This is a genomic window from Bradyrhizobium sp. STM 3561 (assembly GCF_045571455.1).
GTDB lineage: Bacteria > Pseudomonadota > Alphaproteobacteria > Rhizobiales > Xanthobacteraceae > Bradyrhizobium > Bradyrhizobium vignae.
On sequence record NZ_CP120695.1, the window covers coordinates 4,503,993 to 4,529,646 of the forward strand.

Genomic DNA, 25,654 nt, shown 5'->3' on the forward strand with positions numbered 1-25,654 from the left:
TGTGCCATGTTTGTGCTGGCCTCGCTTTGTTGCAGTGCAATGAGACAAACCCTTTGAACTGAGGCGGAAAAGTGTCTCGCATCGCTCTCGTGATCGCAGCCTTGTCCCTGGGACTCGCGACGCTAGCACGCGCCGGGGCGGCCGAATTGCCTGTGAGCGAAGTCGCGCCTGGAATCTTCGTACACTCCGGGACCATCGCCCTGATGAACCGCGAGAACGAGGGCGACATTGCCAATGTCGGCTTCGTCGTGGGCGATGAGGCCGTAGCCGTGATCGACACCGGCGGCAGCCGTCGCGAAGGCGAGACGCTGCTGGCCGCCGTGCGGGCCCATACATCCAAGCCGATCCGCTATGTCATCAACACTCACGGTCATCCCGACCATGTCTTCGGCAATGCCGCCTTTGTTGCGGACGGAACCAGCTTCGTCGGCCACAGCAGGCTGCCGCAGGCACTGGCGACGCGCGGGCCATTCTATCTCGATAATTTCCGCCGCATCATGGGCAGCGAGCTGATCGATGCCGTCAAGATCATCGCCCCGAGCCTGCTGGTTTCGGACACGACGATCCTGGATCTGGGAGCGCGGCGCCTGACGTTGCGCGCCTGGCCGGCCGGACACAGCGACACCGACCTGACCGTGTACGACGAGACGACCAAGACCCTGTTTGCGGGCGACCTGGTCTTTCTCCGCCACATTCCGGTCATGGATGGGAGCATCCGCGGCTGGCTCGACACATTGAACCGGCTCGAGGCGATCCCGGCGCTGCGGGTCGTTCCCGGTCATGGCCCGGTGAGCGGCTGGCCTGCCGCACTGACCGATGAGCGGCGTTACCTGTCAACGCTGCTGTCCGACGTCCGCACGCTGAACAGGAACGGCGAGCCGATCCGCGCCGCCGCGGACAAGGCGGCCGCGTCGGAACGGCCGCATTGGCAGCTGTTCGACGACTACAACGCCCGCAACGCAACTGCAGCATTCTCGGAAATTGAATGGGAGTAGCTGGCGCGCTAGGCTGCAGCGAACGATGTATCGTCCGCAGGACCATGACCATGACGGGATTCACACGCCGCCTGACGCTCACCGGTCTCCTGCTCGGCCTCGCTTTCGCGACGCCCGCGCAGGCCGAAGAGGCCTACGATCCCTGGCCGGGCCTGGTGCAGGACATCTTCAGCAACCGTCCGATGAACGACGGCAGCGGCGTCATCGGCATCGAGATGCCCTATCGCGCCGAGGATGCCGCGATCGTGCCGGTCACCTTGCGCAGCAAGCTGTCGCCTGGCGACAGCAGGCGTATACGTTCGATCACACTGGTGATCGATCGCAATCCCGCGCCTATGGCGGCGAAGTTCGAGCTCGGGCCGGACGCCAATGTCACGGAGATCTCGACACGCGTGCGCGTCAACAATTACACCGACGTGCATGCGGTGGCCGAACTCAGCGACGGCCAGCTCTATGTCTCGAAAGTCTATGTGAAAGCCTCCGGCGGCTGCTCGGCGCCAGCGGCAAAGAATGTCGAGGAAGCCAGGAATCGGCTCGGCCAGATGCGCTACCGGCAGTTCGCACGCGAGGAGGCGCCGGCGAGCCGTGTGCGCGAGGCGCAGATCATGATCGGCCATCCCAACAATTCCGGGCTGCAGATGGACCAAGTCACGCAGCTCTATATCCCGGCCTTCTTCGTCAACCAGATCAAGCTGACGCAGGACGACAGCCCGGTGCTGTCGATGGAAGGCGGCATCTCGATCTCGGAAGATCCCAACCTGCGCTTCACCTATGTCTCCAACGGCGCCAAGCATTTCCGCGCCGAGGCAAAGGACACCGATGGGCACGTGTTTCGGAATGAATGGGACGTGGAGAAGCCCGGGACTTAGCGCGCGGCTTGCGCTGCCCTTCCCTCTCCCCTCGCGCTAAAGCGCAATGAGATTTGGATGAATCGTCATCGCGCTTTAGCTTGTTGTTTACGCATGATCTTTCCGGAAAACCGCTTCGCACTTTTTCGGATCATGCTTTAGCGGCGAGACGGGTGAGGGGTATGTCTCCACAGCTGAGCGCGCGGTGAGAACCCCTCATCCGGCGCTTCGCGCCACCTTCTCCCGCAAGGGGCCGCAAGGGAGAAGGGATGGCACCGCCTACGCGCGATAATCAAAAGCACCTCACCTCGGCTTCCGCCTGCGCGCGGCGCAAATCATTCACCGCCGCGTTCGCCTGCTCCGAGGTGCGGAACTGGACGCCGAGATTGCCGCGTACTTGCGACATGCTGAGCGCGGTCTCTGCGGTAACATAGCGCTCGTAGGGCACGATCGAGGCAACCACGTCGATCGAGCAGGAACATTGCTCGATGGACTGTCGGCTCTCGCCATTGGCTTTCATGCAGCCATAGACATATTCCGCGCGCGCCGCGGTCGGATAGTCATTGGCCTCCTCGGCCCGCGCCACGCATGCGGAAGCGGCCAGTACCGCCAATGCGGCGACAATCCGTCCTAGCTGCCCGGCCAGTTTCATGCGCGTCCTCCCGCTGGTTGCGACCAAAGCTATGCTATGCCTATTGTCCTGAAAAGCACTCGGTCAGAGGAAGCGGCTCACAAGGTGATGAGAGTTTGGGGACGAATATTGGCGTTCGCGGTGCCGCTGGCGCTGACGCTAGCCGTGCCGGCCCGCGCTGCGGATACCATCCGCTTGGCGGTGCAGAAGACCGGAACATTCTCCTGGGAGCTGGCCGCGATCCGCAGCGCCGGCCTCGACAAGGAGGCCGGCCTGTCGCTGCAGGTCACCGAGCTCGCGAGCACCGAGGCCGGCAAGATCGCGATGCGCGCCGGCAGCGCCGACATCATCCTGTCCGACTGGCTGTGGGTGTCGCGCGAGCGTGCGCTCGGAGCCAAGCTCACCTTCTATCCCTATTCCAGCGCGCTCGGCGCGGTGATGGTGCCGGCTTCTTCGCCGATCAAGTCGCTCGCGGATCTGAAGGGCCGCAAGCTCGCGGTCGCCGGCGGGGCGATCGACAAGAGCTGGCTGCTGCTCCAGGCGCGGATGAAGCAGGACGGCATCGACCTGAAATCGGAAGCAACCGTTGTCTACGGCGCGCCGCCCCTGATCGCTGCCAAGGCGCTCGATGGCGAGATGGATGCGAGCCTCAACTTCTGGAACTTCTGCGCCCAGCTCGAAGCCAAGGGTTTTAGACGCCTCACCGGGATCGAGGACATTTTGCCGACGCTGGGCGCCAAGGGCGCCGTCGCCGCGGTCGGCTATGTCTTCGACGAGAACTGGGCCGCGAGCCATCGCGACGCCGTGGCGCGCTTCATCGCGATGGCCCGCAAGGCCAAGGAGCTGCTGGCGACTTCGGATGCAGCCTGGGACAAGGTCGGGCCGCTCACCGGCGCTACCGACCCGGCCGTGCTCAAGACCTACCGCGATCGCTATCGCGACGGCATTCCGCGCCGGAGCATCGACGACGAGGAGAACGATGCACGCGTGCTCTACCGCGTGCTGGCCGAGATCGGCGGCCGCGACCTCGTCGGCCCCGCAGCCGAGCTCGACCCCGGCACCTTCTATCACGCAGGCCCCGGAGATTGAGGTGCTGCGTCTTCTCTCGTTCGCCCTGTTCCTCGCAATCTGGTGGATCGCCGCGTTGTTCGTCGGGGGCGCAAAGCTGCCCTCCCCGCCGGCCGTGCTCCAGGTCATGATCGCGGAGGCCTCATCCGGCGCGCTGTTCCTGCATCTCGGCGCCACGCTGGCACGCGTCGCGCTCGCCTTCGTGCTGGCGATGTCGCTCGGCAGCGCGATGGGCTACCTGATGGGCCGGGTCAAGCTCGCCGATCGGCTCGGCGATCCCTGGCTGATCCTGCTGCTCAATCTGCCTGCATTGGTCGTGATCGTGCTGGCCTATATCTGGGCGGGCCTCTCCGAGGCTGCCGCAATTGCAGCGATCGCCATCAACAAGCTGCCGACCGCCATCGTCACCTTGCGCGAGGGCACCCGCGCGCTCGACCGCTCGCTCGACGAGATGGCGAGCGTGTTCGCGATGCCGCGCTGGCGCGCCTTCCGCCACGTCGTGCTGCCGCAGCTCGCGCCCTATATCGCAGCCTCCGCGCGCTCCGGGCTGTCGCTGGTGTGGAAGATCGTGCTGGTCGCCGAGCTGCTCGGACGGCCGAACGGCGTCGGCTTCGAGATCGGCGTCGCCTTCCAGCTGTTCGACACGCCGCGGCTGCTGGCCTATTCGCTGACCTTCGCCGCCGTCGTGCTCGTCATCGAAACCTTGCTGGTGCAGCCGTTCGAAGCCCGCGCAAACAGGTGGCGGCCCCGTGCGGCTTGAGGTCGAGATATCAGGCAAGACCTTCAGGAGTGCCGCGGGCGGAACGCACGAGGTGCTGGCGCCGGTCAAGTTCGCGCTTCGGTCCGGCGAGGTCGGCGTGCTGATCGGCCCATCCGGCTGCGGCAAGAGCACCATGCTGCGCATCATCCTGGGATTGGACCACGACTTTGCAGGCCGCATCGCGCGGCCGCCGGAGGCGCGGATCGGCATGGTGTTCCAGGAGCCGCGACTGCTGCCGTGGCGCTCGGTCGATCAGAATGTGCGGCTGGCTGCCCCCGACATCGCTGATGCCAGGCTCGCCGAGCTGTTCAAAATCCTCGAGCTGGAAGCGCACCGCGACCACTATCCCGGTGAGCTCTCGCTGGGTTTGGCCCGGCGCGTGGCGCTCGCCCGCGCCTTTGCCGTCGAGCCGGATATCCTGGTGCTCGACGAACCGCTGGCGTCGCTCGATGACGCTCTCGCCGGACGCCTGCGCGATGAGATTGCAACGCTCGTCGCGAGCCGTCCGGTGATGACGCTTTTGGTGACACACAGCCTGGACGATGCGGTGCGGCTGGGCGATCGGCTGTTCTTCCTGTCGCCCCGGCCAGCGCGAATCGTGGCCGAGGTGCCTATCGGTATGCCGCGCGACACACGCGGCGAGGCCGAGATTGCGGCGATCAAGACCAGCCTCGCCCAACGAATTCAAGGCGACCGCACTGAGCGAGATGTCTCGTAGCCGGTCGCCTGGCGAACGTGCTAGACTGGGCCGGCGGCGGAGATGGTGATGACGCGGACGGTCGCCTTCGCGACGCTTGGTCTTGCACTCGTGGCGATGACCGCGAGCGCGCAGGACATGATGCGTGGCGTCGACCTCACCTCGCCCGCGATGGTCTCGGCCGAAATGACGAGGCCCGAGGTCGAGGCCGTGCTGGCCGAAGCCAGCGCTGCGCGGCCTGCCGATTTCACCGGCAAACGCCTGTCGGGCCTCGATCTCTCGGGCCTGGACCTGTCCAACGCGGTTCTCCGCGCCGCGCGGCTCAACAGGACGATACTCCGGGACGCCAAGCTTGACGGTGCAATCCTCGATCAGGCGTGGCTGCTGGATGCAGATCTTACCGGCGCAAGCCTGAAGGCCGCCCATCTGTTCGCCTCGCAAATGGCCCGCGCACGTCTCGACGGGGCGAACCTGTCGGGAGCGCGCATCGCTGCCGATCTCACCGGCGCAAGCATGATTGGCGCCTCGATCGCGGACGCGAAGCTTGGCGCCGATATGCGCAACCAGTCGATGGGGCTGATGCGCGCGGTGCTGAGATCCGCCAATCTGGAACGGCTGAACGCGCGCAACGCCGATTTGTCGCGCGTCGACCTCGAATTCGCGACCCTCAGGGGTGCCGACCTGAGCGGGGCATCACTGAAAAACGCCGAACTCGGCGGCGCCGATCTGACCGGCGCCATCGTCATCGATGCCGATTTCGACGGCGCCGATCTCGTCTCGGCGAAGCTGATCGCTCCGAACGGCCTTGACCGCGCCAAGAATTTCGACAAGGCAAGGAACCGCGAGCGCCTGATCAGGGAATGACGGCCCGCCATTGGGAGGACTGGCTGATGCGTTGGATTCTGGCTTTGATCGCGTTGTTGACGCTTGCCGGCGAAGCCGCCGCGCAGGCCAAGGGCAAAGGAATCCGGCTCTGGAATCTGACGACTGAGACGATCTCCGGCTTCCAACTCGCTCCCGCCGGCAGGACCGATTGGGGTCCGAACCAATGCTTGAACGACAAGGACAAGGAGGTCGACCACGACGAGCGGCTGCGCATCATCGGCGTCGAGCCGGGCCATTACGATGCCAAAGTAAGCTATCCCAACGGCCGGCAGTGCATCGTCCGCGGCATCGAGATCAGGGCCGACGCGGTGTTCTCAATCGCCGATAAGGATCTGAAGGATTGCACCAAGTAGCGCCGCCGCTCATGCCTTGTCATGCGTGTGCGGATATTCGCAGCGCCACCGCACCGCCTGCCATTTCGGATGCTCGCCGACCCATTGCGCGATATAAGGCGGCGCGGCCATCACGCATTGGCGGGGCGACCCGAAATAGTTGAACACCAGATGCTGCTCCTCGCAAGTCGCAGGCGAGAGCACCGCACACACAGTCACCACCAGGTCAATCGGGTTCATGCCGGGATCCTCAGGGATCATGAAGAAATTACCATAGAACCTACGGCTGAGGCAGCCGGAAGTTTCAAACGGGCGTGAGCCATGCGGGAATGGTCACTCGCGCCCACACGCTTCGACCGTCACCGGACGTGCAACCGGCGCCTTGCCGCCCGCCAATTTCGTCAATAAGCTCGTTCCTGAAACTGCTAACAGGCTGATGGCTCTTACGGAAACCTCCCGGCGCGGCGTCGCGCCCGCAGTCTGCGTGCTGATGCTCATCGCCAGCACCTGGGCTGTCACGGGTTACGCCCGGCGAGCTGCCGCGGCGGAGATGCAGCCGGACAAATCGAATTCGGGCCGCACTGAGCCTTCCCGCACCGCAGAAAGCGACCAGCCGGTGGTCAAGCTGACGCCGAGCCAGCAGGCACAGGTCGGGCTCGAAACCGCGGCGCTGGAGGCAGCTCCACATCCCGAGAAATTCCGCGCCTATGGCGCCGTGCTCGATATCTCCCGCATCACGGAGCTCACAAACAGCTACGCCAATGCGCAAGCCCAACTCCAGACGGCGCAGGCGAAGCTCGAAGTCGCCAAGAGCGCATACGACCGGATCAAGAATCTCGTCGACTCCGCCGCCCTCCCGAAGAAGGAAGCCGAGACCGCAGAGGGAACGTTGCGGATCGACAAGGCGGCGCTGACCGCGGCGGAATCGCAGCTCAGGACTCTCGTCGCAACGGCCCGGCAGGAATGGGGCCCGGTCATCGGCCGCGGAATCGTCGAGCGCTCGCCTGCCGTTGTCAGGCTGATCGAACGCGACCAGTTTCTGGTTCAGGTGACGCTGCCGCCCGGCGTGACCGTCGACGGCACTCCAGCCACGGCACTGGCGCAGGCGCCGACGCGGAATGCAAATATCGATCTCCACTACATCTCTCCGGCAACGCGCACCGACCCGCGTATTCAGGGATTGAGCTTCTTCTTCTCCGTGCCGGGCGATAGCGGCTTGCTGCCCGGCATGAACACCACGGTCTATGTGCCTTCGGGCAACACCTACGAGGGCGTGTTCATCGAGGACACCGCGATCGTGCGGTGGCAGGGTCGATCATGGGTCTACCTGCGTGTAGGTCCCGACAGCTTCCGACGGCATCCGATCAGCATGGATCAGCCGGTCTCCGATGACGACTACGTCGTCCGGGACATCCCATCCGGGTCCGAAATCGTCATGCGGGGCGCGCAGGTCCTGTTGTCCGAGGAGGCCAAGAGCGAGCTTCGGGGTCGCGATGACGACTGATGACACCGGCTCCGGCAGGTCAGGGCCGCAAGCCGCCGTCGTCGCATTCGCCATCCGCTTCCGCGGCATCGTGCTCGCGCTTTCGTTTGCCCTCCTGGGCTATGGCCTGTTCGCCCTTGGTGAAGCCAAATACGGCGTCTTCCCTGAATTCGCACCGCCGCAGGTGACGATCCAGACCGAAGCCCCCGGCCTCAGCCCGGAGCATGTCGAGATCCTGGTCACGCAACCGATCGAAACGTCGATCAACGGCCTGGCCGGCGTCGAGAGCCTGCGCTCGTCATCGATCCAGGGCCTCTCGGTCGTGACCGTCGTCTTCCAGCCGCGCAGCGATATCTATCGGGCGCGCCAATTGGTGACCGAACGTCTAACCGTCGCGGCCGCGCGGCTGCCGCAGGGCGTTCAGCCGCCGTCGATGACACCATTGACCCCGCTGGCCGGCACCGTGCTGGTGATTGGCCTCACGTCCGACCAGCGTTCGCTGATGGATTTGCGCACCATTGCCGACTGGACCGTGGCAAGACGGCTTCTGGCGGTGCAAGGCGTGGCCCAAGTCTCGACTTACGGCAAAGACGTCAGGTCTCTCCAAGTGCAGGTCCGCCCGGACGATCTGATCCGCTTCCGGGTCGGTCTGAATGACGTGCTGGCTGCCGCGCGCAAGGCGACCGGCGTTCGCGGCGCCGGCTTCATCGATACCGCCAATCAGCGCATCACGCTGCAAACCCAGGGACAGTCGTTGACGCCCGACCAGCTGGCCCGCACCGTGCTTCTGCACGAAGGCGGCGCCAGCGTGGTTCTCGGCGACGTCGCCACCGTCGTGACCGCTCCCGAGCCGCCGATCGGCGCCGCTCTCATCGACGGCGTGCCTGGCATCATGCTCATGGTCAGCCAGCAATATGGCGCGAATACGCGAGAGGTCACCGCACGCGCGGAAGCTGCACTGCAGGAGCTGCGGCCTGGCCTCGAAGCCGACGGCGTCAGGCTCCATGCGGACATATTTCGTCCGGCCGATTTCATCGATGCGGCGACCGAGAGCGTCCTCAACGCGCTGTTGATCGGCGGAGCACTCGTGGTCGTCGTTCTCTTTCTATTTCTGTTCGACTGGCGCACCTCGATCATCAGTTGCACGGCAATTCCCCTGTCGTTGATAGCTGCAGTGCTCGCACTGCAATGGATGGGCGAAACTCTCAACACGATGACGCTGGGCGGCCTCGCAATCGCGATCGGCGAAGTCGTCGATGACGCCGTGATCGGCGTCGAGAACGTCGTACGCCGGTTACGCGAAAATCGCCGAACGACGGCGCCGAAAGCCGAAGCCCGCGTGGTGCTGGACGCTTTCCTCGAGGTGCGCACCGCAGTTGCCTATGCGACGTTTGCGGTCCTGCTGGTGTTCTTTCCGATCCTGGCGCTTTCCGGCATTGCCGGCCGTCTGTTCGGCCCCCTCGGCATCGCCTACGTCTTCGCGGTGATCGCATCGCTCGCGGTCGCTCTGACGGTGACACCGGCGCTCTCCATGCTGCTCCTCGTCGGCAGAAGCGGCGAACGGCGCCTGCATGAACCCCCGGCAGTGCGCTGGTCCCGCCGCTATTACCAGGCCTTGCTGCGCCGTATCGGCCGCTTCCCGAAGCTGGTGATGACGGCAACCGCGGCCGTCACGATCGCGGGAGCGGCGATGCTGCCCTTCTTCGGCGGAACCTTCCTGCCGGATCTGCGGGAAGGTCATCTGATCCTGCACGTCTCCGCGATCCCAGGCACCTCGCTCGACGAATCTCTTCGCATCGGCAAATTGATGACCGATACGCTCGGGCACATCCAGGGCATTCGCAGGGTGGCGCAGCACGTAGGCCGGGCCGAGGCCGGCATCGACACGGTTGGTCCGCATTCCAGCGAGTTCGAGGTCGATCTGGAGCCCGGGCTCTCCGGTCGGGCACAATCCGAAGCAGAAGCGCGCATCAGGGCGGCCTTCGCCGACTTTCCCGGGGTTTCCTTCTCGAGCAAGACCTACCTGACCGAGCGCGTCGAGGAAACCGTCTCCGGATTCTCCGCAGCGGTGGTCATCAACATCTACGGGCCTGATCTCGACTCACTTGATCGCGCTGCACGCGACGTCGCACGAGAGCTCGACGAAGTCGGGGGTGCCGCCGACGTGCAGCGACGCACGCCTCCGGGCATGCCGCAGGTCAATGTGACGCTTCGGCCGACCGATCTGCAACGCTGGGGACTCGATGCGGTCGAAGTGCTCGAGCTGGTGCGTACCGCCTATCAGGGCGACATCGTCGGCCAGGGATATGAAGGCAATGCCGTCTTCAATATCATCGTCATCCTCGATGCACCCGCCCGCGCGCGGCTCACCCAGATCGGCGACCTGCCGGTGCGCACACCGAGCGGCGCCTACATTCTGCTCAAGCAGATCGCCGACGTCTATGAAACGTCGGGCCGCTATCAGATCCAGCACCAGAATGCGCAGCGCGTACAGACAGTAACGGCGAACGTCAGTGGACGCGATCTCGAATCCTTCGTGGCCGCCGCCAAACGCAAGCTTGCCCGCGAAGTCAAACTCCCGCCCGGCGCCCGCATTGAATTTGCCGGAGCGGCCGAGGCTCAAGCCCGGTCGCGGCGCGATCTCATCGTCAATTCTTTACTGGCAGGGACGGGCATCGTCGTTCTGCTCTCGATGGTCACCGGCCATTGGCGAAATCTGTTGCTGGTGATGATCAATCTACCGTTTGCATTGGTCGGTGGCGTGCTCGCGCTCGCGTTGACGGGCGGCCTGCTTTCGCTCGGGTCGATGGTCGGCTTCGTCACGCTGTTCGGAATCACCTTGCGGAACTCGATCCTCATGATTTCCCACTACGAACATCTCGTCCTGATCGATGGTCGTGTATGGGGACCTGAAACCGCGATCGAGGGGGCGGCGGATCGTCTTGTCCCGATCCTGATGACGTCTCTCGTCACCGGCTTGGGATTGCTGCCGCTCGCCATAGGCGCAGGGGAACCAGGTCGTGAAATCGAAGGCCCGATGGCGATCGTCATCCTTGGCGGTCTCATGACCTCGATGGCACTTAGTCTGCTGGTCCTGCCTACCCTTGCGCTTCGCTACGCACGTTTCAAGGTTCGTGCTGGATGAACGCCGATCCGCGTTACGGTCTCGACCACATCGTCAGGAAAGCGGCAGCAACGCTGGGCAGGATGCCGCACTGGCGGTTGAGGCTTTCGAGCGCGCTCATCGACCGCCATCGCGGCACGACGTTACGAAGCCAGATGAACTGCTTTGACGCCAAGACACTGCCACGGCTGCGACGGCGTTCGCCATCGAAGCCGCGGCAGATCGTCGGTCTTATTTGCGCGAAGCGCAGGCGTACATGTTGATTTCCATGCCGACCGGCACTTCCACGATCTTCGGAGCTTTCCAAGCCATTCGGGTCTCCCGAGGTATTGAGCGCGACATCGCGCGGCGCAAAACCTAGGGCTGCGTCAGGTGCAGTTCAAGCCTCGATTCGACCGTCGAGCGCGTCTGTGTCGATTCTTCGTGGCTGCATTTCTCTCTCGGACAAAGCCAGTTCCCTCTTGGTCAAAAGCGACCCGCGAGACATCACCTTGTGCAACGCACCGCACGCCGAATCGACAATGGCGCGGTCAGCAGCCCTTGTCGGCCATTTCCGCGTTCGGCTTGGCGCCTTCGGCACGCTGAGCCGCCGTCGGCTCACTCTGCATTTGCCGCTGCGCATCCTCGGACGAAGTCGCCGTTTCACCGCTTGCACGATTCATCGTGCTGGTCGGCGGGTGCTGATTGGTATCAGTCGCTGAACTGGGCGAGTGCGACTGCGCGGAGCCCACGGTGACCGGACCAGAACCAGCATCCTTGTCGGTGCTGGCGCTGCCGGTGTTACAGAGAAGCCCGATGTTCCCGCGCGTCAGACCGGAACGATCGCGAATGTTGCGCTCGTCATGTCCGTTCCGATTGCAGCGCTCACCGCAGCAATCGCAACAGCGCGCGGCCGGCGCGCGAGTTCAGCTCCTTCGCATCCAGCGTTCCGTCCTTGTCGGGATTCGCTGCGTTGAAGCGCTGCTCGACCACGGACAGATATTCGTCGAGCGTAAGGGTCCCGTCGCGGTCGGGATCGGCGGCAGCGAGTTCTTTCGCCGTCAACCGTCCACGCAATTCGCGCGCATCGAGCGTGCCGTCATGATCGCGATCGAGCTTTGCGAACAATGCGGCGGCCGCCTTCTTCACCTCGGCAAGATCGAGCGTGCCGTCATTGTCGGTGTCGAGCAACTTGACCGCATTGCCCGAGGCCGACCACGCCGGACCGGCTGACAATGCAATCGTAAGCGCAAGGGCAATTGAACGACGCGAAATCATCAAAACCTCCCTGACGAAGAGTCCCGGATCGATGGGGACAGAAGCGACATAAATCCACAAGCGGACCCCGGTTCAAGTCCCGAAACGCCAACTTGCGCGCGTCACCGCCCGGGAGCCCGGCCGAGCGTCCGGCGATCGGGCACCCGAGACTGCTTCGTACCGCGGAATTATCTCAGCGTGTCCGCACAAGTGGGAGTTGCTCGCGTAAGGTTTCCCTGAGGTGACCGGACCAGCCTCCAGCGATATCGGCACGACACTTGCGACTTTCGTATTGACGCGTTTTGCTTTCCGACGGAGTGTTGCTGCCGCAGCGTCAAAAGGCGCGCAAATTGGGAGGAACGGATGAAACGCTTTGCGATGGCCGCAGGCCTCGTCATGCTTGCGTCAACCTGTGCAAATGCACAAACCAGCGAGCAGCTGGTCAAGGGGGCGACCGACACGTCGAACGTTCTCAATTACGGAATGGGCTACAATCTCCAGCGCTTCTCGACGCTGAACCAGATCAACAAGGACACTGTCAAGAACCTCGTCCCGGTCTGGAACTACTCCTTTAACGACGATCGCAGCGAGGAATCGCAGCCGCTGGTGTACCAGGGCGTGATCTACGTGACCTCGCACAACGCGACCATGGCGGTCGACGCCAAGACCGGCAAGCAGATCTGGAAGACCAAGGTCGAGTATCCCGCCGAGACCCCGCGCATCGTCTGCTGCGGCATCATCAATCGCGGCGCGGCGCTCTACGACGGCAAGGTGTTCCGCACCACGCTCGACGCCCACGTGATCGCGCTCGACGCCAAGAATGGCAAGGAGCTGTGGCGGCAGAAGGCGGCCGACATCAAGGAAGGCTATTCGATGACGGTCGCCCCGCTGGTTGCCGACGGCGTCGTCATCACCGGAATCTCCGGCGCCGAATTCGGCACAAGAGGCTTCATCGACGGCTGGGATCCGGCGACGGGCAAGCACCTCTGGCGCACCTACTCGATCCCCTCGCCGGACGAACCCGGCGGCGACACCTGGAAGGGCGATACCTGGAAGCTCGGCGGCGGTTCGACCTGGATCACGGGTTCTTATGACCCGGAGCTGAACACGGTGTATTGGGGCATCGGCAATCCCGGCCCGTTCAATTCGTCGGTGCGCCCCGGTGACAATCTCTACACCTGCTCCGTGCTGGCGATGGATCCCAAGACCGGCAAGATCAAGTGGCACTATCAGTTCTCGCCGAACAATCCGTTCGACTATGACTCGGTGGCCGAGATGGTGCTCGCCGACATGAACGTCGAGGGCAAGCCGACCAAGGTGCTGATGGACGCCAACCGCAATGGCTTCTTCTACGTGCTCGATCGCACCAACGGCAAGCTGCTCGCGGCCAATCCTTACGTGAAGGTCAATTGGGCGACCGGGATCGACATGAAGACCGGACGTCCGATCGAGACCGACGTTTCCAAGGACGCGCGCGAGGGCAAGAAGGTCACGGTCTATCCGTCCATCCTCGGGGGCAAGAACTGGGAGCCGATGTCGTTCAACCCGCAGACCGGCCTCGCCTATGCCAACACGCTCAACTTCGGCGGCAAATACAAGGCGGAGCCCGTCACCTTCAAGCAGGGTGAATGGTATCTCGGCATGGATCTGACCGATCCCTGGGAGTTCGGAGACGGACCGCGCGGTCACCTCAAGGCCATCGACCCCCTGACCGGCAAGTCGAAGTGGGAAGCGCCGAGCGATATTCCGCGCTTCTCGGGCGTGCTGTCGACGGCCGGAGGCGTGGTGTTCTCAGGTCAGCTGACCGGCGAGTTCGAGGCCTTCGATGCCGACACCGGCAAGAAGCTCTGGCACTTCCAGACCGGGTCCGGCATCGAGGGACAGCCGGTGACCTGGCAGCAGGACGGCGTGCAATATGTTGCGGTGACGAGCGGCTATGGCGGCGTCTACTCGTTGTTCTCCGGCGACGAGCGGCTTGCCAAAGTGCCGCCCGGCGGCTCGCTGTGGGTCTTTGCGGTCAAGCAGTAGCCACGGCACGATGCTGAGAGAAGTATCACACAGGACGGTGGCGAGCCTCGCCACCGCCGCGATGCTGACGGTCGCGCTTGCGGCGACCGTTCGCGCCGCGGATGACTCAACCGGCAATCCACTGCAGGCGCAGATCGACCACGGCAAGTCGACCTATGCCGAGAAATGCTCACACTGCCACGGTCCCAACCTGATGAACTCCGGCACCATCACGCCGGACCTGCGCGTCTTCCCGGACGACAAGACGCGCTTCGTCACCACGGTCAAGAACGGCAAGAACAACAAGATGCCGCCCTGGGGCGACATCCTCAGCGACGACCAGATCGGGGATCTCTGGGCCTTCATCTCCAGCCGGAGAAAGCCATGAGGGGCAGGCGCCTTGCCTGGAGCGTTGCGGCCGTTCTTTCCGTGATGACGTCGGTCGCTCCTGCGGCCGACGATGCTCTGAAGATCTGTCTCGACGAGGACCGGCCGCCGCTCTCGGTGCATCACCGCGGCAAGCCGGATGCCGGCTTCGACCTGCTGCTGGGCAAGGCGGTTGCGGAGCGGCTCGGACGACCGCTGGCGATCCAGTGGTTCGAGAGCAAACTGGACGAGGATTCGAGCCCGCAGCTCGAAGCCAACGCGCTGCTCTCGGATGGGCGCTGCTCGCTCGTCGGCGGCTACGCGCTGACGCAGGATTCGCTCGTCGTGCCCGGGATGAAGACAGCGCGCTTGCCGGATTTCGCCGGCGCCACACGCGACGATCGGCGCCGCCGCGTCCCGCTGGGCGTGCTCGCGCCGAGCCAGCCTTACATCTATTCGCCGATGACGGTGGTGCTCGGACCGAAGGCCCGCGGCCGCAAGATCGGCGACATCAGCGATCTCGCCGGCCTTCGTCTCGTCATCGAAAGCGGATCGCTTGGCGACGCCATCCTGATGACCTTCGACAAGGGACGCCTGATCGACAACATCACCCATCTCGTCCCCGGTCGCGACGATCTCCTCGGCGCGCTCCAGCGCGGCGACCATGATGCGACGCTGATCGATCTTGCCCGCTTCGATGCCCATCGCGCCGCGCACCCCGACACGGCGGTCACGGCGTCCGGATACTACTACCCGATCGGAGCCAATCGCGGCTATGTCGGACTCGCCAGCGAAGGCGCACTGATCGAGGCCGTCAACAAGGCGCTGACGGAGCTTGCAGCCGAGGGCAAGATCGCCGAATTCGGCAAGCAGGCTGGCCTCACCTATCTGCCACCGCGCGAGCCCGCGATCCTCGGCGATGTCTGGACCAGGATCATTCAGCGGTGATTGCCTGTCATTCCGGGGCGCCCGCAGGGCGACCCCGGAAATCATTCGCCGCAGCGCATGTAGCCAATGACGCGCACCGGCCTGCAGTCCAACCAAAGCCTAGCGTCGGTCGCGGATTTTCCCCTATGATTGCGCGCCTCTGCGGACAAGAAGGGCCGATCGCATGACACCGGATGCAGTCGCCGTCGCCGTTCTGATCATCCTGCTTTTTCCGATGGGCTATTTCACGCTGGCATCGCCCGCCTTCCTGCTGGTGAGGCTCGACATCCAGCCCGTCGCCCAGCTGCTGCGCGGAATGTTCAACGCTCATTTCCTGGTGATGCGCGTCGCCGCTGCCATCGGAACGATGGCTCTCCTCCTCAACGGTCGCCTGCTTGCCGGGCTCGGCGTCGGGACTATCGCAGCCCTGGCGATCTGGGGACGTCGCTGGTTCATGCAAAGGGTCGATGACCAGCTCAGCGCGACGGAGGCCGGCGATGCCGACGCCCCACGTCGGTTGCGCCGGCTGCATTGGAGCGGAATGCTGGTGAACGCGATGCTGCTCGTCGCTCTCCTGGCCGGCATTCCCTATGTTGCGACGACGTAAGCGCGCCGGAAATTCTCAGGCGTGCGCCTAATGCTCGCCCGAGCTGGCCGCGCCCTGCTGCGCCTTGTGGATCGAGGACGGCACCACGCCGAAATATTTTCGGAACACCCGGCTGAAATGCGATGAGCTGGAGAAGCCCCAGGAGAAGGCGACGTCGGTGATGGTCTTGCCGGCATGGGCCTCGAGCTCCTGGCGGCAGTTCTGCAACCGCGCCTGCCAGATGTAGTCGCTCACCGTGGTGCCGCGCTCCGAGAACAGCATGTGCAGATAGCGCTTGGAGCAGCCGAGCTCGGCCGAGATCTGGTCGATGCACAGGTCAGGATCGCGCAAGTGCTCGCGGATGAAGAACTGCGCGCGCACATACGTCGCTTCGGGTCCGACACGATCGAACATCGTGTCGGCTTCGCGCAGCGGCAGCAGCAACAGATCGATCAGCGAATCGGCGACGCCGACCGCGCTGTTCGCCGAGAGCTTCGCGGCCTCGTCAAAGGTGGCATGGACGAAATCGTGGGCGATCCGTCCGGTGCCCGTCTTCGCCGTCAGCTTATAGGCAGGCATCCGCTGCGACGGGAATCCGCGGTCGCGCAGCAGCGCTTTCGGCACGATCACCACGTCGTGACGGGTAAAGGCGGGGCTGATGATCGAATGCGGGCAGGAGACGTCGTAGGCGATGATGTCGCCGGGATTGATTTCGATGTGGCGGCCTTCCTGCTCGAAATAGGACACGCCGTAGGTCTGGAAGTGGATTTTTATGTACGGGTGCTCGTTGCCCTTGGCGCGCGCAAGCGTGTGCGCGATGCGATGCTGGCTGACCTCGATCTGGCAGAGCTTCAGACGCGAGACCGTGGTGTAATCGATGCGACCTTCGAGCGAGGACGCCTCCAGTGGATCGACGTCGAAATAACCGCACAGGCTCGTCAGCCCGTCGATCCAGCTCTGGATCTGCCGCTTCGGCGTCATTCCCATCGTCGAGAGCGTGTGAATGGTGTCGGACATTAATCCAGCCACTGATTTGATCCGGAGATTCGGCGCGAATCGCAACCAGCGCTGCCGGAGCCCTCAGCCATGATTGCGTGACGTTTACCTCGAATTTGAGCGGTCTCTTGCAACGAGCATCATCGTTCCATTGCCACTCCTGAAACTTAATCCTCCGCCTTAGTTGCAGCGCCGTCAAGGGGAACCTGCGCGCAGACGGGGTCTCAAAGGCGCACCGAAGCCGCTGAATTCGCTACTGCAAAATCAAAATCTTCGCCTCCGTGCGCTGTCGAGCAAAACGGCTTCCCTCTTGGGCAAGTTTCCCTATGACGAAGTCGTTAGTGATTGCGGCAGGAACAACAAGAACGGGCCGCTCCCGCACGTGGACCCGTGGCTCTCATCAGGAGGAGGAAACAGCACAGCATCGTTTCTGGTCCCAATCGTGACCGCCCTGCACGAGCAGACGCCGGACGAGAAGCCCGGCGATTCAGCAATGCTTCGGAAACAATAAACGAGACCAACGGAGGAATAACTATGCGCAAGGTGCTACTGGCGACCTATCTCGGCTCTGCGGCGGCTCTCGCCGTCGGCAGCGCTTCAGCCAATGACGAGCTGATAAAGATGCAGCAGAACCCGAAGGACTGGGTGATGCCGGCAGGTGACTATGCCAACACCCGCTATTCCAAGCTGAACCAGATCAACGCTCAGAACGTCGGCAAGCTCCAGGTCGCGTGGACGTTCTCGACGGGCGTGCTGCGCGGCCATGAAGGCGGCCCGCTGATCATCGGCAACGTCATGTACGTCCACACGCCGTTCCCGAACAAGGTCTACGCTATTGACCTTTCCAACGAGAACAAGATCATCTGGAAGTACGAACCGAAGCAGGATCCGAACGTCATTCCGGTGATGTGCTGCGACACGGTCAACCGCGGCCTCTCCTACGGCGACGGCAAGATCATCCTGCATCAGGCCGACACCAACCTCGTCGCGCTCGACGCCAAGACCGGCCAGGTGGCCTGGTCGGTGACCAACGGCAATCCGGCGAAGGGCGAGACCGGCACATCGGCTCCGCTGGTCGTGAAGGACAAGGTCCTGGTCGGCATCTCCGGCGGTGAGTTCGGCGTGCAGTGCCACGTCACCGCATACGACCTCAAGAGCGGCAAGCAGGTCTGGCGCGCCTATTCCGAAGGTCCGGATGACCAGATCAAGTTCGATCCGGCCAAGACGATGTCGCTCGGCAAGCCGGTCGGAGCCGACTCCAGCTTGAAGACCTGGCAGGGCGATCAGTGGAAGATCGGCGGCGGCTGCACCTGGGGCTGGATGTCCTTCGATCCCGCTCTGAACACGGTGTACTACGGATCGGGCAACCCCTCGACCTGGAATCCGAAGCAGCGTCCGGGTGACAACAAATGGTCGATGACCATCTTCGCGCGCGACGCGGACACCGGCACGGCCAAGTGGGTCTACCAGATGACGCCGCACGACGAGTGGGACTATGACGGCGTCAACGAGATGATCCTCACGGATCAGCAGATCAACGGCCAGCCGCGCAAGCTGCTGACTCATTTCGACCGCAACGGACTCGCCTACACCATGGACCGCGAGAACGGTGAACTGCTGGTCGCCGAGAAATACGATCCGAAGGTGAATTGGACCTCCGGCGTCGACATGAACAAGAGCTCTCCGACCTATGGCCGCCCGAAGGTGCTCGACGCAGCTTCGACGGACAAGGCGGGCGAGGACGTCAACGTGAAGGGCATCTGCCCGGCCGCGCTCGGCACCAAGGACGAGCAGCCGGCAGCCTACTCGCCGGATACGCAGCTGTTCTACGTTCCGACCAACCACGTCTGCATGGACTACGAACCGTTCAAGGTGAGCTACACCGCGGGCCAGCCCTATGTGGGCGCGACGCTCTCGATGTATCCGCCGCAGGGTGAAAGCCACATGGGCAACTTCATCGCCTGGGACGGCAAGACCGGCAAGATCGTCTGGTCGAACAAGGAGCAGTTCTCGGTCTGGTCGGGTGCGCTCGCAACGGCCGGCGGCGTGGTGTTCTACGGCACGCTCGAAGGCTACCTGAAGGCGGTCGATGCCAAGTCCGGCAAGGAGCTCTACAAGTTCAAGACTCCCTCCGGCATCATCGGCAACGTCACCACCTATGAGAACAATGGCAAGCAGTACGTTGCCGTGCTCTCCGGCGTGGGCGGCTGGGCCGGCATCGGTCTGGCGGCGGGTCTGACCGATCCGACCGCAGGTCTCGGCGCCGTCGGCGGCTACGCGGCCCTCAGCAACTACACGGCGCTCGGCGGCACGCTGACCGTGTTCTCGTTGCCGAACTAGGCCTCGCTCAGCATCGCTCCGGCGCGTGGAATCACCTCCACGCGCCGGGTCGTCTCCACCGAACGCCTTCGAGGAAAACTCTCTTGCGTAAAATCTGCTCTGTCGTTGCTGTGATGATGATCTTCGTTGCGTCCGGAGGCGTAGCGGTCGCGGAGGGTCCGGGCGACCCGACCGCGGTGAAGAAGGAAGATGACGGGAAGTGGCTCGATAAGGAGGGAAATCCCACCTACAAGATTTCGGCCGACGGCACCGTGGACTGGTTCACCTATTCCGGATACCGCCGCTATCACTCGGACTGCCATGTCTGTCATGGCCCCGACGGTATGGGCTCGACCTATGCCCCGGCGCTGAAGGATTCGCTGAAGACGATGAGCTATGGCGACTTCCTCGGCGTCGTCGCCTCCGGCCGCAAGAACATCTCGACGGCCTCCGAGAACGTGATGCCGGCCTTCGGCGATAATCCGAACGTCGCATGCTACATGGACGATCTCTACGTCTATCTGCGCGCCCGCTCCACCGAAGCATGGGGCCGGCAGCGTCCCTCCAAGAAGGAGGAGAAAACGGAGGCCTACACCAAGGCGGAAGACGCCTGCATGGGCAAGAAATGAACGCTACGAGGACTGCCGAGACTACCTCTTGGCGCCCTGCGAGAATCTGAGGAGTTCTAAGATGAAGACACGTGCCGCCGTTGCTTTCGAAGCCAAGAAGCCGCTCGAGATCGTCGAGGTCGATCTGGAAGGCCCGAAGGCCGGCGAAGTCCTGGTCGAGATCAAGGCGACGGGCATCTGCCATACCGACGCCTATACGCTCGACGGCTTCGACAGCGAGGGAATCTTTCCGTCGATCCTGGGACATGAGGGAGCGGGCATCATCCGCGAGATCGGCCCGGGCGTGACCTCGGTTAAGCCGGGCGATCACGTCATCCCGCTTTACACGCCCGAATGCCGGCAGTGCAAAAGCTGCCTCAGCCAGAAGACCAATCTCTGCACCGCGATCCGCGCGACGCAGGGCAAGGGCGTGATGCCTGACGGCACCAGCCGCTTCTCCTACAAGGGCAAGCCGATCTACCACTACATGGGCTGCTCGACCTTCTCGAACTTCACCGTGCTGCCCGAGATCGCGGTTGCCAAGATCCGCGAGGACGCACCGTTCGACAAGAGCTGCTACATCGGCTGTGGTGTCACCACCGGGGTCGGTGCCGTGGTCAACACTGCCAAGGTCACGCCGGGCTCCAACGTGGTCGTGTTCGGCCTCGGTGGCATCGGCCTTAACGTCATCCAGGGCGCGAAGATGGCCGGCGCCGACAAGATCATCGGTGTCGACATCAACGACTCCAAGGAGGAATGGGGCCGCAGGTTCGGCATGACCGACTTCGTCAACCCGAAGAAGATCACCGGCGACATCGTTCAGCACCTCGTCGGCCTAACCGATGGCGGTGCCGACTACACCTTCGACTGCACCGGCAACACCACCGTGATGCGCCAGGCGCTGGAAGCCTGCCATCGCGGCTGGGGCACTTCGATCATCATCGGCGTCGCCGAAGCCGGCAAGGAGATCGCCACCCGCCCGTTCCAGCTCGTCACCGGGCGCAACTGGCGCGGCACGGCCTTCGGCGGCGCGCGCGGGCGCACCGACGTGCCGAAGATCGTCGACTGGTACATGAACGGAAAGATCCAGATCGATCCGATGATCACCCACGTGCTCAAGCTCGAAGAGATCAACAAGGGTTTTGACCTCATGCATGAGGGCAAATCCATTCGTTCAGTCGTCGTGTACTAGCTCGAAAGCCATCACACCAAGGAGGATCGACCCATGACTGTTGCACTCCATCCCTCGATTGACAACGGCATCAAACAAGGCACCGGCAGCTTTGCCGGCGGCACGCTGGTCTGCAAATGCAACGACCATCCGGTCAAGGTCGGCATCAAGGGCGACGTCGCGCACAATCACGCCTGTGGCTGCACCAAATGCTGGAAACCGCAGGGCGCGATCTTCTCCGTCGTCGCCGTGGTCCCGCGCCAGAACGTCACCGTGCTCGAGAACGGCGATAAGCTCCAGATCGTCGATCCCTCCGCGGTGATCCAGCGCTACGCCTGCAAGGCCTGCGGCACGCACATGTACGGCCGGATCGAGAACAAGAACCATCCGTTCTATGGCCTCGATTTCATCCATCCCGAATTGTTCCAGGAGCAGGGCTCGCAGGCGCCGCAATTCGCCGCCTTCGTCTCCTCGGTGATCGAATCGGGCGTGAAGCCCGAGCAGATGGCCGGCATCCGCTCGCGGCTCAAGGAGATCGGCCTCGAGCCTTATGACTGCCTGTCGCCGGCGCTGATGGACGCGATCGCGACGCATGTCGCGAAAGCCAAAGCCGCCTAGGCAGGCTGCCTGAGCTGGCTGGGCGGCCCGAGCCCTTGGCCAGACCTTCTGCGGCTCGCTGGCGCCTATTGCCACCCGCGAGCCGCACGGGTCCCCGGTCCGGGACCACCGCGGCGATGCCGCCGTTTCTGCACCACGCATATGTGAGGGCCATCAGCTCCTCAGTCCTGGTCTCTGAATGACTGCGCAGGGCCGTCTGCTTCCGGCTTGAAGTTCGCGGTGCTTGCGTTCTCCCTCCCTCGACTGAGGCATCCTGCTTCGTCCGCAGTCTTCCTGGCGGACGAAGCCTTTTTCGCGCCGGTTTCGTAAGCACGCGGCATGAAGCCGCGCCCAGCTTTTGACAAACCATCGATGCAATGTTTTCCCGGTGAGAACACTCGGCTGTGAACGCCGGGCCGGAGCGGTCTCTGCTACGATCGCGCCGTCACGATGCCGCGCGAACTACAATCAATTAAGAACAAAACGGGAGGTATCGAGCATATCCAGACATCGCCATTGGTGTTCCTGCCACGGTTCGGGATTTGCCCGCGCGGGATGACGGCAGGATGTGGCGAGACGATGCAAGAACCGTCGCCGACCGGCGACGAGGACTTTGAATTTGGCATGCTTATGAAGAGCGAGGGACGATCATGATCAAGGTAAAGATCAACGGCCAGGAACAGAGCTGGGACGGCGACCCGGATCTCCCGCTACTCTGGTTCCTGCGTGACGAGGCCGGGCTGACCGGCACCAAATACGGCTGCGGCCAGGCCCTGTGCGGTGCCTGCACCGTCATCGTCGACAAGGAAGCGGTTCGCGCCTGCGTCACGTCGGTCAACGACGTTGCCGGACGCGAGGTCACCACGATCGAGGGATTGCACCCCAACGGCGATCATCCGGTGCAGAAGGCTTGGCGCCAGGTCAACGTGCCCCAATGCGGCTTCTGCCAGACCGGCCAGATCATGCAGGCCGCAGCCCTCTTGATGGACAACCCAAAACCCTCGCATGACCAGATCCGCGAGGCGATGTCCGGCAACATCTGCCGCTGCGGCTGCTACCAGCGCATCGAGAACGCCGTCCATCTCGCATCGACGGGAGTGTGACATGAATTTCATCGACAATCCCCGCAAGCTTCGCGGCTTCGAAAAGCATATCGGGATCCAGAAGGTCTCGCGCCGCAGCATCCTGAAGGGGCTCGGCGTCACCGGCGGCTTCGTGCTCGCCGCCCCCGTGATGTCGCGCCAAGCGCTCGCCTATGAAACCGGTGCCGGCAAGATGCCTCACGGCGTCGTGGTCGATCCGCGCGTGTTCGTTTCGGTCGGCCAGGACGGCATCGTCACCATCATCGCGCACCGTTCGGAAATGGGCACCGGCGTGCGCACCAGCCTGCCGCTGATCGTCGCCGAGGAGATGGAAGCCGACTGGTCCAGGGTCAAGGTGCAGCAGGCCCATGGCGACGAGGTCAGGTTCGGCAACCAGGACACCGATGGCTCACGCAGCACGCGGCACTATTTGATCCCGATGCGCCAGATCGGCGCCTCCGCCCGCACCATGCTGGAGCAGGCCGCTGCAAAGCGCTGGGGCGTGCCGGCGACCGAGGTCAAAGCCGTCAATCACGAGGTCGTTCACAGCGCCAGCGGACGCAAGCTCGGCTTCGGCGAGCTCGCCGCCGATGCCGCCAAGGAATCGGTGCCGAGCATTGAAAGCCTCAAGCTGAAGGATCCCAAGGACTTCCGTTATCTCGGCAAGGGACAGGTCGGCATCGTCGATCTTCACGACATCACCACCGGCAAGGCGCGTTATGGCGCGGATGTTCGCTTGCCTGGCATGAAATATGCCGTGATCGCGCGCCCGCCGGTGACGGGCGGCAAGCTGGTCTCGTTCGATCCGGACGCGGCGCTGAAAGTCCCCGGCGTCGAGAAGGTGATGCAGGTGCGCGGCTGGCCATGGCCGTCGAAGTTCCAGCCGCTCGGCGGCGTTGCCGTGATCGCGCGCAACACTGGCGCGGCGATCAAGGGACGCGACGCGCTGAAGCTGGTCTGGGACGACGGTCCGAACGGCAAATACGACTCGGTCGCCTACCGCAAGGAGCTCGAAGAGGCCTCGCGCAAGCCTGGCCTCGTGCTGCGCCAGGAGGGCGATGCGGAGGCTGCCCTCAAGAGCGCCGACAAAGTGATCATCGGCGAGTACTACATCCCGCATCTCGCCCATGTCGCCATGGAGCCGCCGGTGGCGGTTGCTGACGTCAAGGGCGACAAGGCGGAGATCTGGGCGCCGGTGCAGAGCCCCGGCGGCACGCGCGAGGACGTCGCCAAGACGCTCGGCATTCCCGAGGACAACGTCACCGTCAATGTGACGCTGCTCGGCGGTGGGTTCGGCCGCAAGTCCAAATGCGATTTTGCGCTCGAAGCCGCGCTCTTGTCGAAGGAGCTCGGTGCGCCGGTGAAGGTGCAGTGGACGCGGGAGGACGACATCCACAACGGCTTCCTGCACACCGTCTCGGTCGAGCGGATCGAAGCCGGTCTCGACAAGAACGGCAAGGTGATCGCTTGGCGCCACCGCAGCGTGGCTCCCAGCATCGCCTCGACCTTTGCCGCCGGCACGGTGCATCAGGCACCGTTCGAGATCGGCATGGGTCTCGTCGATATGCCCTTCGAGATCGCCAACATCTCCTGCGAGAATCCGGAAGCAGCCGCACATACCCGCATCGGCTGGTTCCGCTCGGTCTCGAACATCCCGCGTGCCTTCGCCGTGCAGTCGATGGTCGCCGAGATCGCGCAAGCCACCGGCCGCGACCAGAAGGACATGCTGCTCGAGCTGATCGGCTCGCCGCGCATCGTCAAGCCCAACGTGAAGGACCTGTGGAACTACGGCGAACCCCAGGACAGCTACCCGATCGACACCGCGCGCCTGCGCAAGGTGGTCGAACTGGTCGCCGAGAAGGGCGAATGGGGCCGTCAGGTGCCGAAGGGCCACGGCCTCGGCATCGCCGTGCACCGCAGCTTCGTCAGCTACATCGCAACCATCATCGAGGTTGCCGTCGACGACAAGGGCAAGCTGACGGTGCCTCGGGTCGACACCGCGATCGACTGCGGCACCTATGTCAACCCCGAGCGCATCGCTTCGCAGATCGAGGGCGCGGCGATCATGGGGCTCAGTCTCGCCAAGTACGGCGAGATCACGTTCAAGGACGGCAAGGTGCAGCAGAAGAATTTTGACGACTTCCAGGTCATCCGAATGGACGAGTCCCCACTGGTGACCAACGTCTACATCGTGCCGCCCGGACCCGACACGCCGCCGAGCGGCGTCGGCGAGCCCGGTGTTCCCCCGTTCGCACCGGCCCTGATCAATGCGATCTTCGCCGCGACGGGAAAACGCATCCGCTCGCTTCCGATCGGCAAGCAATTGGAGGCATAGGGCATGATCCGGAAAAGTGGACACCGGTTTTCCGGATAGATCATGCCCAACCAAGGGAGCGCGATAGATGTCTATCGCGCTTCGGAACACAAGCGGCCTCGCGCCGTTTGCATCGATCTGACAGGAGCAGATCGATGACCAACATCTCCAAGGCGCTCGCAGTCTCGCTGTCGAGCGCCTTTCTTTTGACCACCACTGGTGCGTTTGCCCAGACCAACACGACGCCGCCGACGACCGCCACGCGGCCGACAGCGCCCGATCAGAACTCGCTTCCCAACGCCAATGCCCCGCCCGCTTCGACCACCCAGACCACGGGGCAGCACAATCCGGACCCGAAGGTTCGCGAAATGAACCAGAAAGAGAAGGGCAAGGTGGAGCGCGAGGGGAAGTAGGCTTTGCAGGCAGCGCCCTTCAGCGCCGTTATGGCCACGGTCCACATCCTCGCCGGTGCCAATTGATGTACCCTCTCCCCCTGTGGGAGAGGGCCGCGAGGCTGGGTGCCACGATCTCGCTTGGGTGAGGGGTTTGCCTCCGCAACAACGGGTCGCACTCGTTACTCGCGGAGAAAACCCCTCATCCGGCGCTTCGCGCCACCTTCTCC

26 protein-coding genes are annotated in these 25,654 nt (G+C 63.6%); 21 read left to right on the forward strand and 5 right to left on the reverse strand.

Annotated features, from left to right (window positions below):
* Positions 1-71: 71 nt before the first annotated feature.
* Both P6U28_RS21470 and P6U28_RS21475 read left to right on the forward strand, forming a co-directional pair.
* Positions 72-995 carry a quinoprotein relay system zinc metallohydrolase 2 gene (locus P6U28_RS21470; protein WP_407119804.1) on the forward strand — a complete coding sequence of 308 codons (924 nt, stop codon included), beginning with the start codon at positions 72-74 and terminating at the stop codon, positions 993-995.
* 50 nt (positions 996-1,045) lie between these two features.
* Positions 1,046-1,864, forward strand: a complete 819-nt coding sequence (locus P6U28_RS21475; RefSeq protein WP_407119805.1) for a quinoprotein dehydrogenase-associated SoxYZ-like carrier — start codon at positions 1,046-1,048, stop codon at positions 1,862-1,864.
* A 271-nt stretch (positions 1,865-2,135) separates the two neighbouring features.
* On the opposite strand, the gene P6U28_RS21480 is transcribed toward P6U28_RS21475, so the two are convergent.
* The gene (locus P6U28_RS21480) at positions 2,136-2,495 is read right to left on the reverse strand and encodes a hypothetical protein (RefSeq protein ID WP_122402187.1); all 360 of its coding nucleotides are present in this window, start codon (positions 2,493-2,495) and stop codon (positions 2,136-2,138) included.
* An 87-nt stretch (positions 2,496-2,582) separates the two neighbouring features.
* Between P6U28_RS21480 and P6U28_RS21485 the strand changes: the two genes are divergently transcribed.
* The 5 genes from P6U28_RS21485 to P6U28_RS21505 are packed head-to-tail and all read left to right on the forward strand — an operon-like array spanning position 2,583 to position 6,237.
* Positions 2,583-3,563 carry an ABC transporter substrate-binding protein gene (locus P6U28_RS21485; RefSeq protein WP_407123093.1) on the forward strand — a complete coding sequence of 327 codons (981 nt, stop codon included), beginning with the start codon at positions 2,583-2,585 and terminating at the stop codon, positions 3,561-3,563.
* 1 nt (position 3,564) lies between these two features.
* Complete coding sequence (locus P6U28_RS21490; RefSeq protein WP_122402185.1) at positions 3,565-4,302, forward strand: ABC transporter permease; 738 nt, start codon at positions 3,565-3,567, stop codon at positions 4,300-4,302.
* Positions 4,292-5,020 (forward strand): ABC transporter ATP-binding protein, encoded by a 729-nt coding sequence (locus P6U28_RS21495; RefSeq protein WP_407119806.1) that lies wholly within the window; start codon positions 4,292-4,294, stop codon positions 5,018-5,020. Before P6U28_RS21490 ends, P6U28_RS21495 begins: the two co-directional genes overlap by 11 nt.
* A gap of 48 nt (positions 5,021-5,068) precedes the next feature.
* On the forward strand, positions 5,069-5,863 hold the full coding sequence (locus tag P6U28_RS21500; protein WP_164937031.1) for a pentapeptide repeat-containing protein: 795 nt from the start codon (positions 5,069-5,071) through the stop codon (positions 5,861-5,863).
* Positions 5,864-5,889: 26 nt separating this feature from the next.
* Positions 5,890-6,237: a hypothetical protein gene (locus P6U28_RS21505; protein ID WP_122406537.1), complete on the forward strand. Its 348-nt coding sequence runs from the start codon at positions 5,890-5,892 to the stop codon at positions 6,235-6,237.
* 9 nt (positions 6,238-6,246) lie between these two features.
* Here P6U28_RS21505 and P6U28_RS21510 read toward each other — a convergent pair whose 3' ends face one another.
* Positions 6,247-6,456, reverse strand: coding sequence for a hypothetical protein (locus P6U28_RS21510; RefSeq protein WP_122406536.1), 210 nt, complete (start codon positions 6,454-6,456; stop codon positions 6,247-6,249).
* 196 nt (positions 6,457-6,652) lie between these two features.
* On the opposite strand from P6U28_RS21510, the gene P6U28_RS21515 reads away from it, so the two are divergent.
* The 3 genes from P6U28_RS21515 to P6U28_RS21525 are packed head-to-tail and all read left to right on the forward strand — an operon-like array spanning position 6,653 to position 11,086.
* Positions 6,653-7,720, forward strand: coding sequence for an efflux RND transporter periplasmic adaptor subunit (locus P6U28_RS21515; RefSeq protein ID WP_407119807.1), 1,068 nt, complete (start codon positions 6,653-6,655; stop codon positions 7,718-7,720).
* Positions 7,710-10,844, forward strand: coding sequence for an efflux RND transporter permease subunit (locus P6U28_RS21520; RefSeq protein ID WP_407119808.1), 3,135 nt, complete (start codon positions 7,710-7,712; stop codon positions 10,842-10,844). Before P6U28_RS21515 ends, P6U28_RS21520 begins: the two co-directional genes overlap by 11 nt.
* Positions 10,841-11,086: a hypothetical protein gene (locus P6U28_RS21525; protein WP_407123207.1), complete on the forward strand. Its 246-nt coding sequence runs from the start codon at positions 10,841-10,843 to the stop codon at positions 11,084-11,086. Before P6U28_RS21520 ends, P6U28_RS21525 begins: the two co-directional genes overlap by 4 nt.
* Here the strand turns inward: P6U28_RS21525 and pqqA are convergent.
* Complete coding sequence (pqqA, locus tag P6U28_RS21530) at positions 11,055-11,135, reverse strand: pyrroloquinoline quinone precursor peptide PqqA (RefSeq protein ID WP_008562446.1); 81 nt, start codon at positions 11,133-11,135, stop codon at positions 11,055-11,057. The genes P6U28_RS21525 and pqqA overlap by 32 nt on opposite strands.
* Before the next feature lie 552 nt (positions 11,136-11,687).
* Positions 11,688-12,080: an EF-hand domain-containing protein gene (locus P6U28_RS21535; RefSeq protein ID WP_122402182.1), complete on the reverse strand. Its 393-nt coding sequence runs from the start codon at positions 12,078-12,080 to the stop codon at positions 11,688-11,690.
* A gap of 342 nt (positions 12,081-12,422) precedes the next feature.
* Between P6U28_RS21535 and P6U28_RS21540 the strand changes: the two genes are divergently transcribed.
* The 4 genes from P6U28_RS21540 to P6U28_RS21555 all read left to right on the forward strand — a co-directional run bounded on the left by P6U28_RS21540 (position 12,423) and on the right by P6U28_RS21555 (position 15,966).
* The gene (locus P6U28_RS21540) at positions 12,423-14,087 is read left to right on the forward strand and encodes a methanol/ethanol family PQQ-dependent dehydrogenase (protein WP_407119809.1); all 1,665 of its coding nucleotides are present in this window, start codon (positions 12,423-12,425) and stop codon (positions 14,085-14,087) included.
* 10 nt (positions 14,088-14,097) lie between these two features.
* Positions 14,098-14,454, forward strand: coding sequence for a cytochrome c (locus P6U28_RS21545; RefSeq protein ID WP_122402180.1), 357 nt, complete (start codon positions 14,098-14,100; stop codon positions 14,452-14,454).
* Positions 14,451-15,380 (forward strand): substrate-binding periplasmic protein, encoded by a 930-nt coding sequence (locus tag P6U28_RS21550; RefSeq protein ID WP_407119810.1) that lies wholly within the window; start codon positions 14,451-14,453, stop codon positions 15,378-15,380. Before P6U28_RS21545 ends, P6U28_RS21550 begins: the two co-directional genes overlap by 4 nt.
* A 163-nt stretch (positions 15,381-15,543) precedes the next feature.
* The gene (locus P6U28_RS21555) at positions 15,544-15,966 is read left to right on the forward strand and encodes a hypothetical protein (RefSeq protein ID WP_407119811.1); all 423 of its coding nucleotides are present in this window, start codon (positions 15,544-15,546) and stop codon (positions 15,964-15,966) included.
* A gap of 27 nt (positions 15,967-15,993) precedes the next feature.
* Here P6U28_RS21555 and P6U28_RS21560 read toward each other — a convergent pair whose 3' ends face one another.
* Positions 15,994-16,962 carry a helix-turn-helix domain-containing protein gene (locus P6U28_RS21560; RefSeq protein WP_122402177.1) on the reverse strand — a complete coding sequence of 323 codons (969 nt, stop codon included), beginning with the start codon at positions 16,960-16,962 and terminating at the stop codon, positions 15,994-15,996.
* Between the two features lie 513 nt (positions 16,963-17,475).
* Here P6U28_RS21560 and xoxF5 point away from each other — a divergent pair.
* The 7 genes from xoxF5 (at position 17,476) to P6U28_RS21595 (ending at position 25,445) form a co-directional block, all read left to right on the forward strand.
* Positions 17,476-19,281, forward strand: coding sequence for a lanthanide-dependent methanol dehydrogenase XoxF5 (gene xoxF5 / locus P6U28_RS21565; RefSeq protein ID WP_407119812.1), 1,806 nt, complete (start codon positions 17,476-17,478; stop codon positions 19,279-19,281).
* A 116-nt stretch (positions 19,282-19,397) separates the two neighbouring features.
* Positions 19,398-19,889, forward strand: coding sequence for a c-type cytochrome, methanol metabolism-related (locus tag P6U28_RS21570; protein ID WP_122406534.1), 492 nt, complete (start codon positions 19,398-19,400; stop codon positions 19,887-19,889).
* 61 nt (positions 19,890-19,950) lie between these two features.
* Positions 19,951-21,060 carry an S-(hydroxymethyl)glutathione dehydrogenase/class III alcohol dehydrogenase gene (locus P6U28_RS21575; protein ID WP_209296135.1) on the forward strand — a complete coding sequence of 370 codons (1,110 nt, stop codon included), beginning with the start codon at positions 19,951-19,953 and terminating at the stop codon, positions 21,058-21,060.
* Between the two features lie 33 nt (positions 21,061-21,093).
* Positions 21,094-21,657, forward strand: a complete 564-nt coding sequence (gene gfa / locus P6U28_RS21580) for an S-(hydroxymethyl)glutathione synthase (protein WP_122402174.1) — start codon at positions 21,094-21,096, stop codon at positions 21,655-21,657.
* 629 nt (positions 21,658-22,286) lie between these two features.
* Positions 22,287-22,739, forward strand: coding sequence for a (2Fe-2S)-binding protein (locus tag P6U28_RS21585; RefSeq protein ID WP_129144513.1), 453 nt, complete (start codon positions 22,287-22,289; stop codon positions 22,737-22,739).
* A 1-nt stretch (position 22,740) separates the two neighbouring features.
* Positions 22,741-25,053: a molybdopterin cofactor-binding domain-containing protein gene (locus P6U28_RS21590; protein WP_407119813.1), complete on the forward strand. Its 2,313-nt coding sequence runs from the start codon at positions 22,741-22,743 to the stop codon at positions 25,051-25,053.
* 134 nt (positions 25,054-25,187) lie between these two features.
* Complete coding sequence (locus tag P6U28_RS21595) at positions 25,188-25,445, forward strand: hypothetical protein (protein WP_129144514.1); 258 nt, start codon at positions 25,188-25,190, stop codon at positions 25,443-25,445.
* The last annotated feature ends 209 nt before the right edge of the window (positions 25,446-25,654 follow it).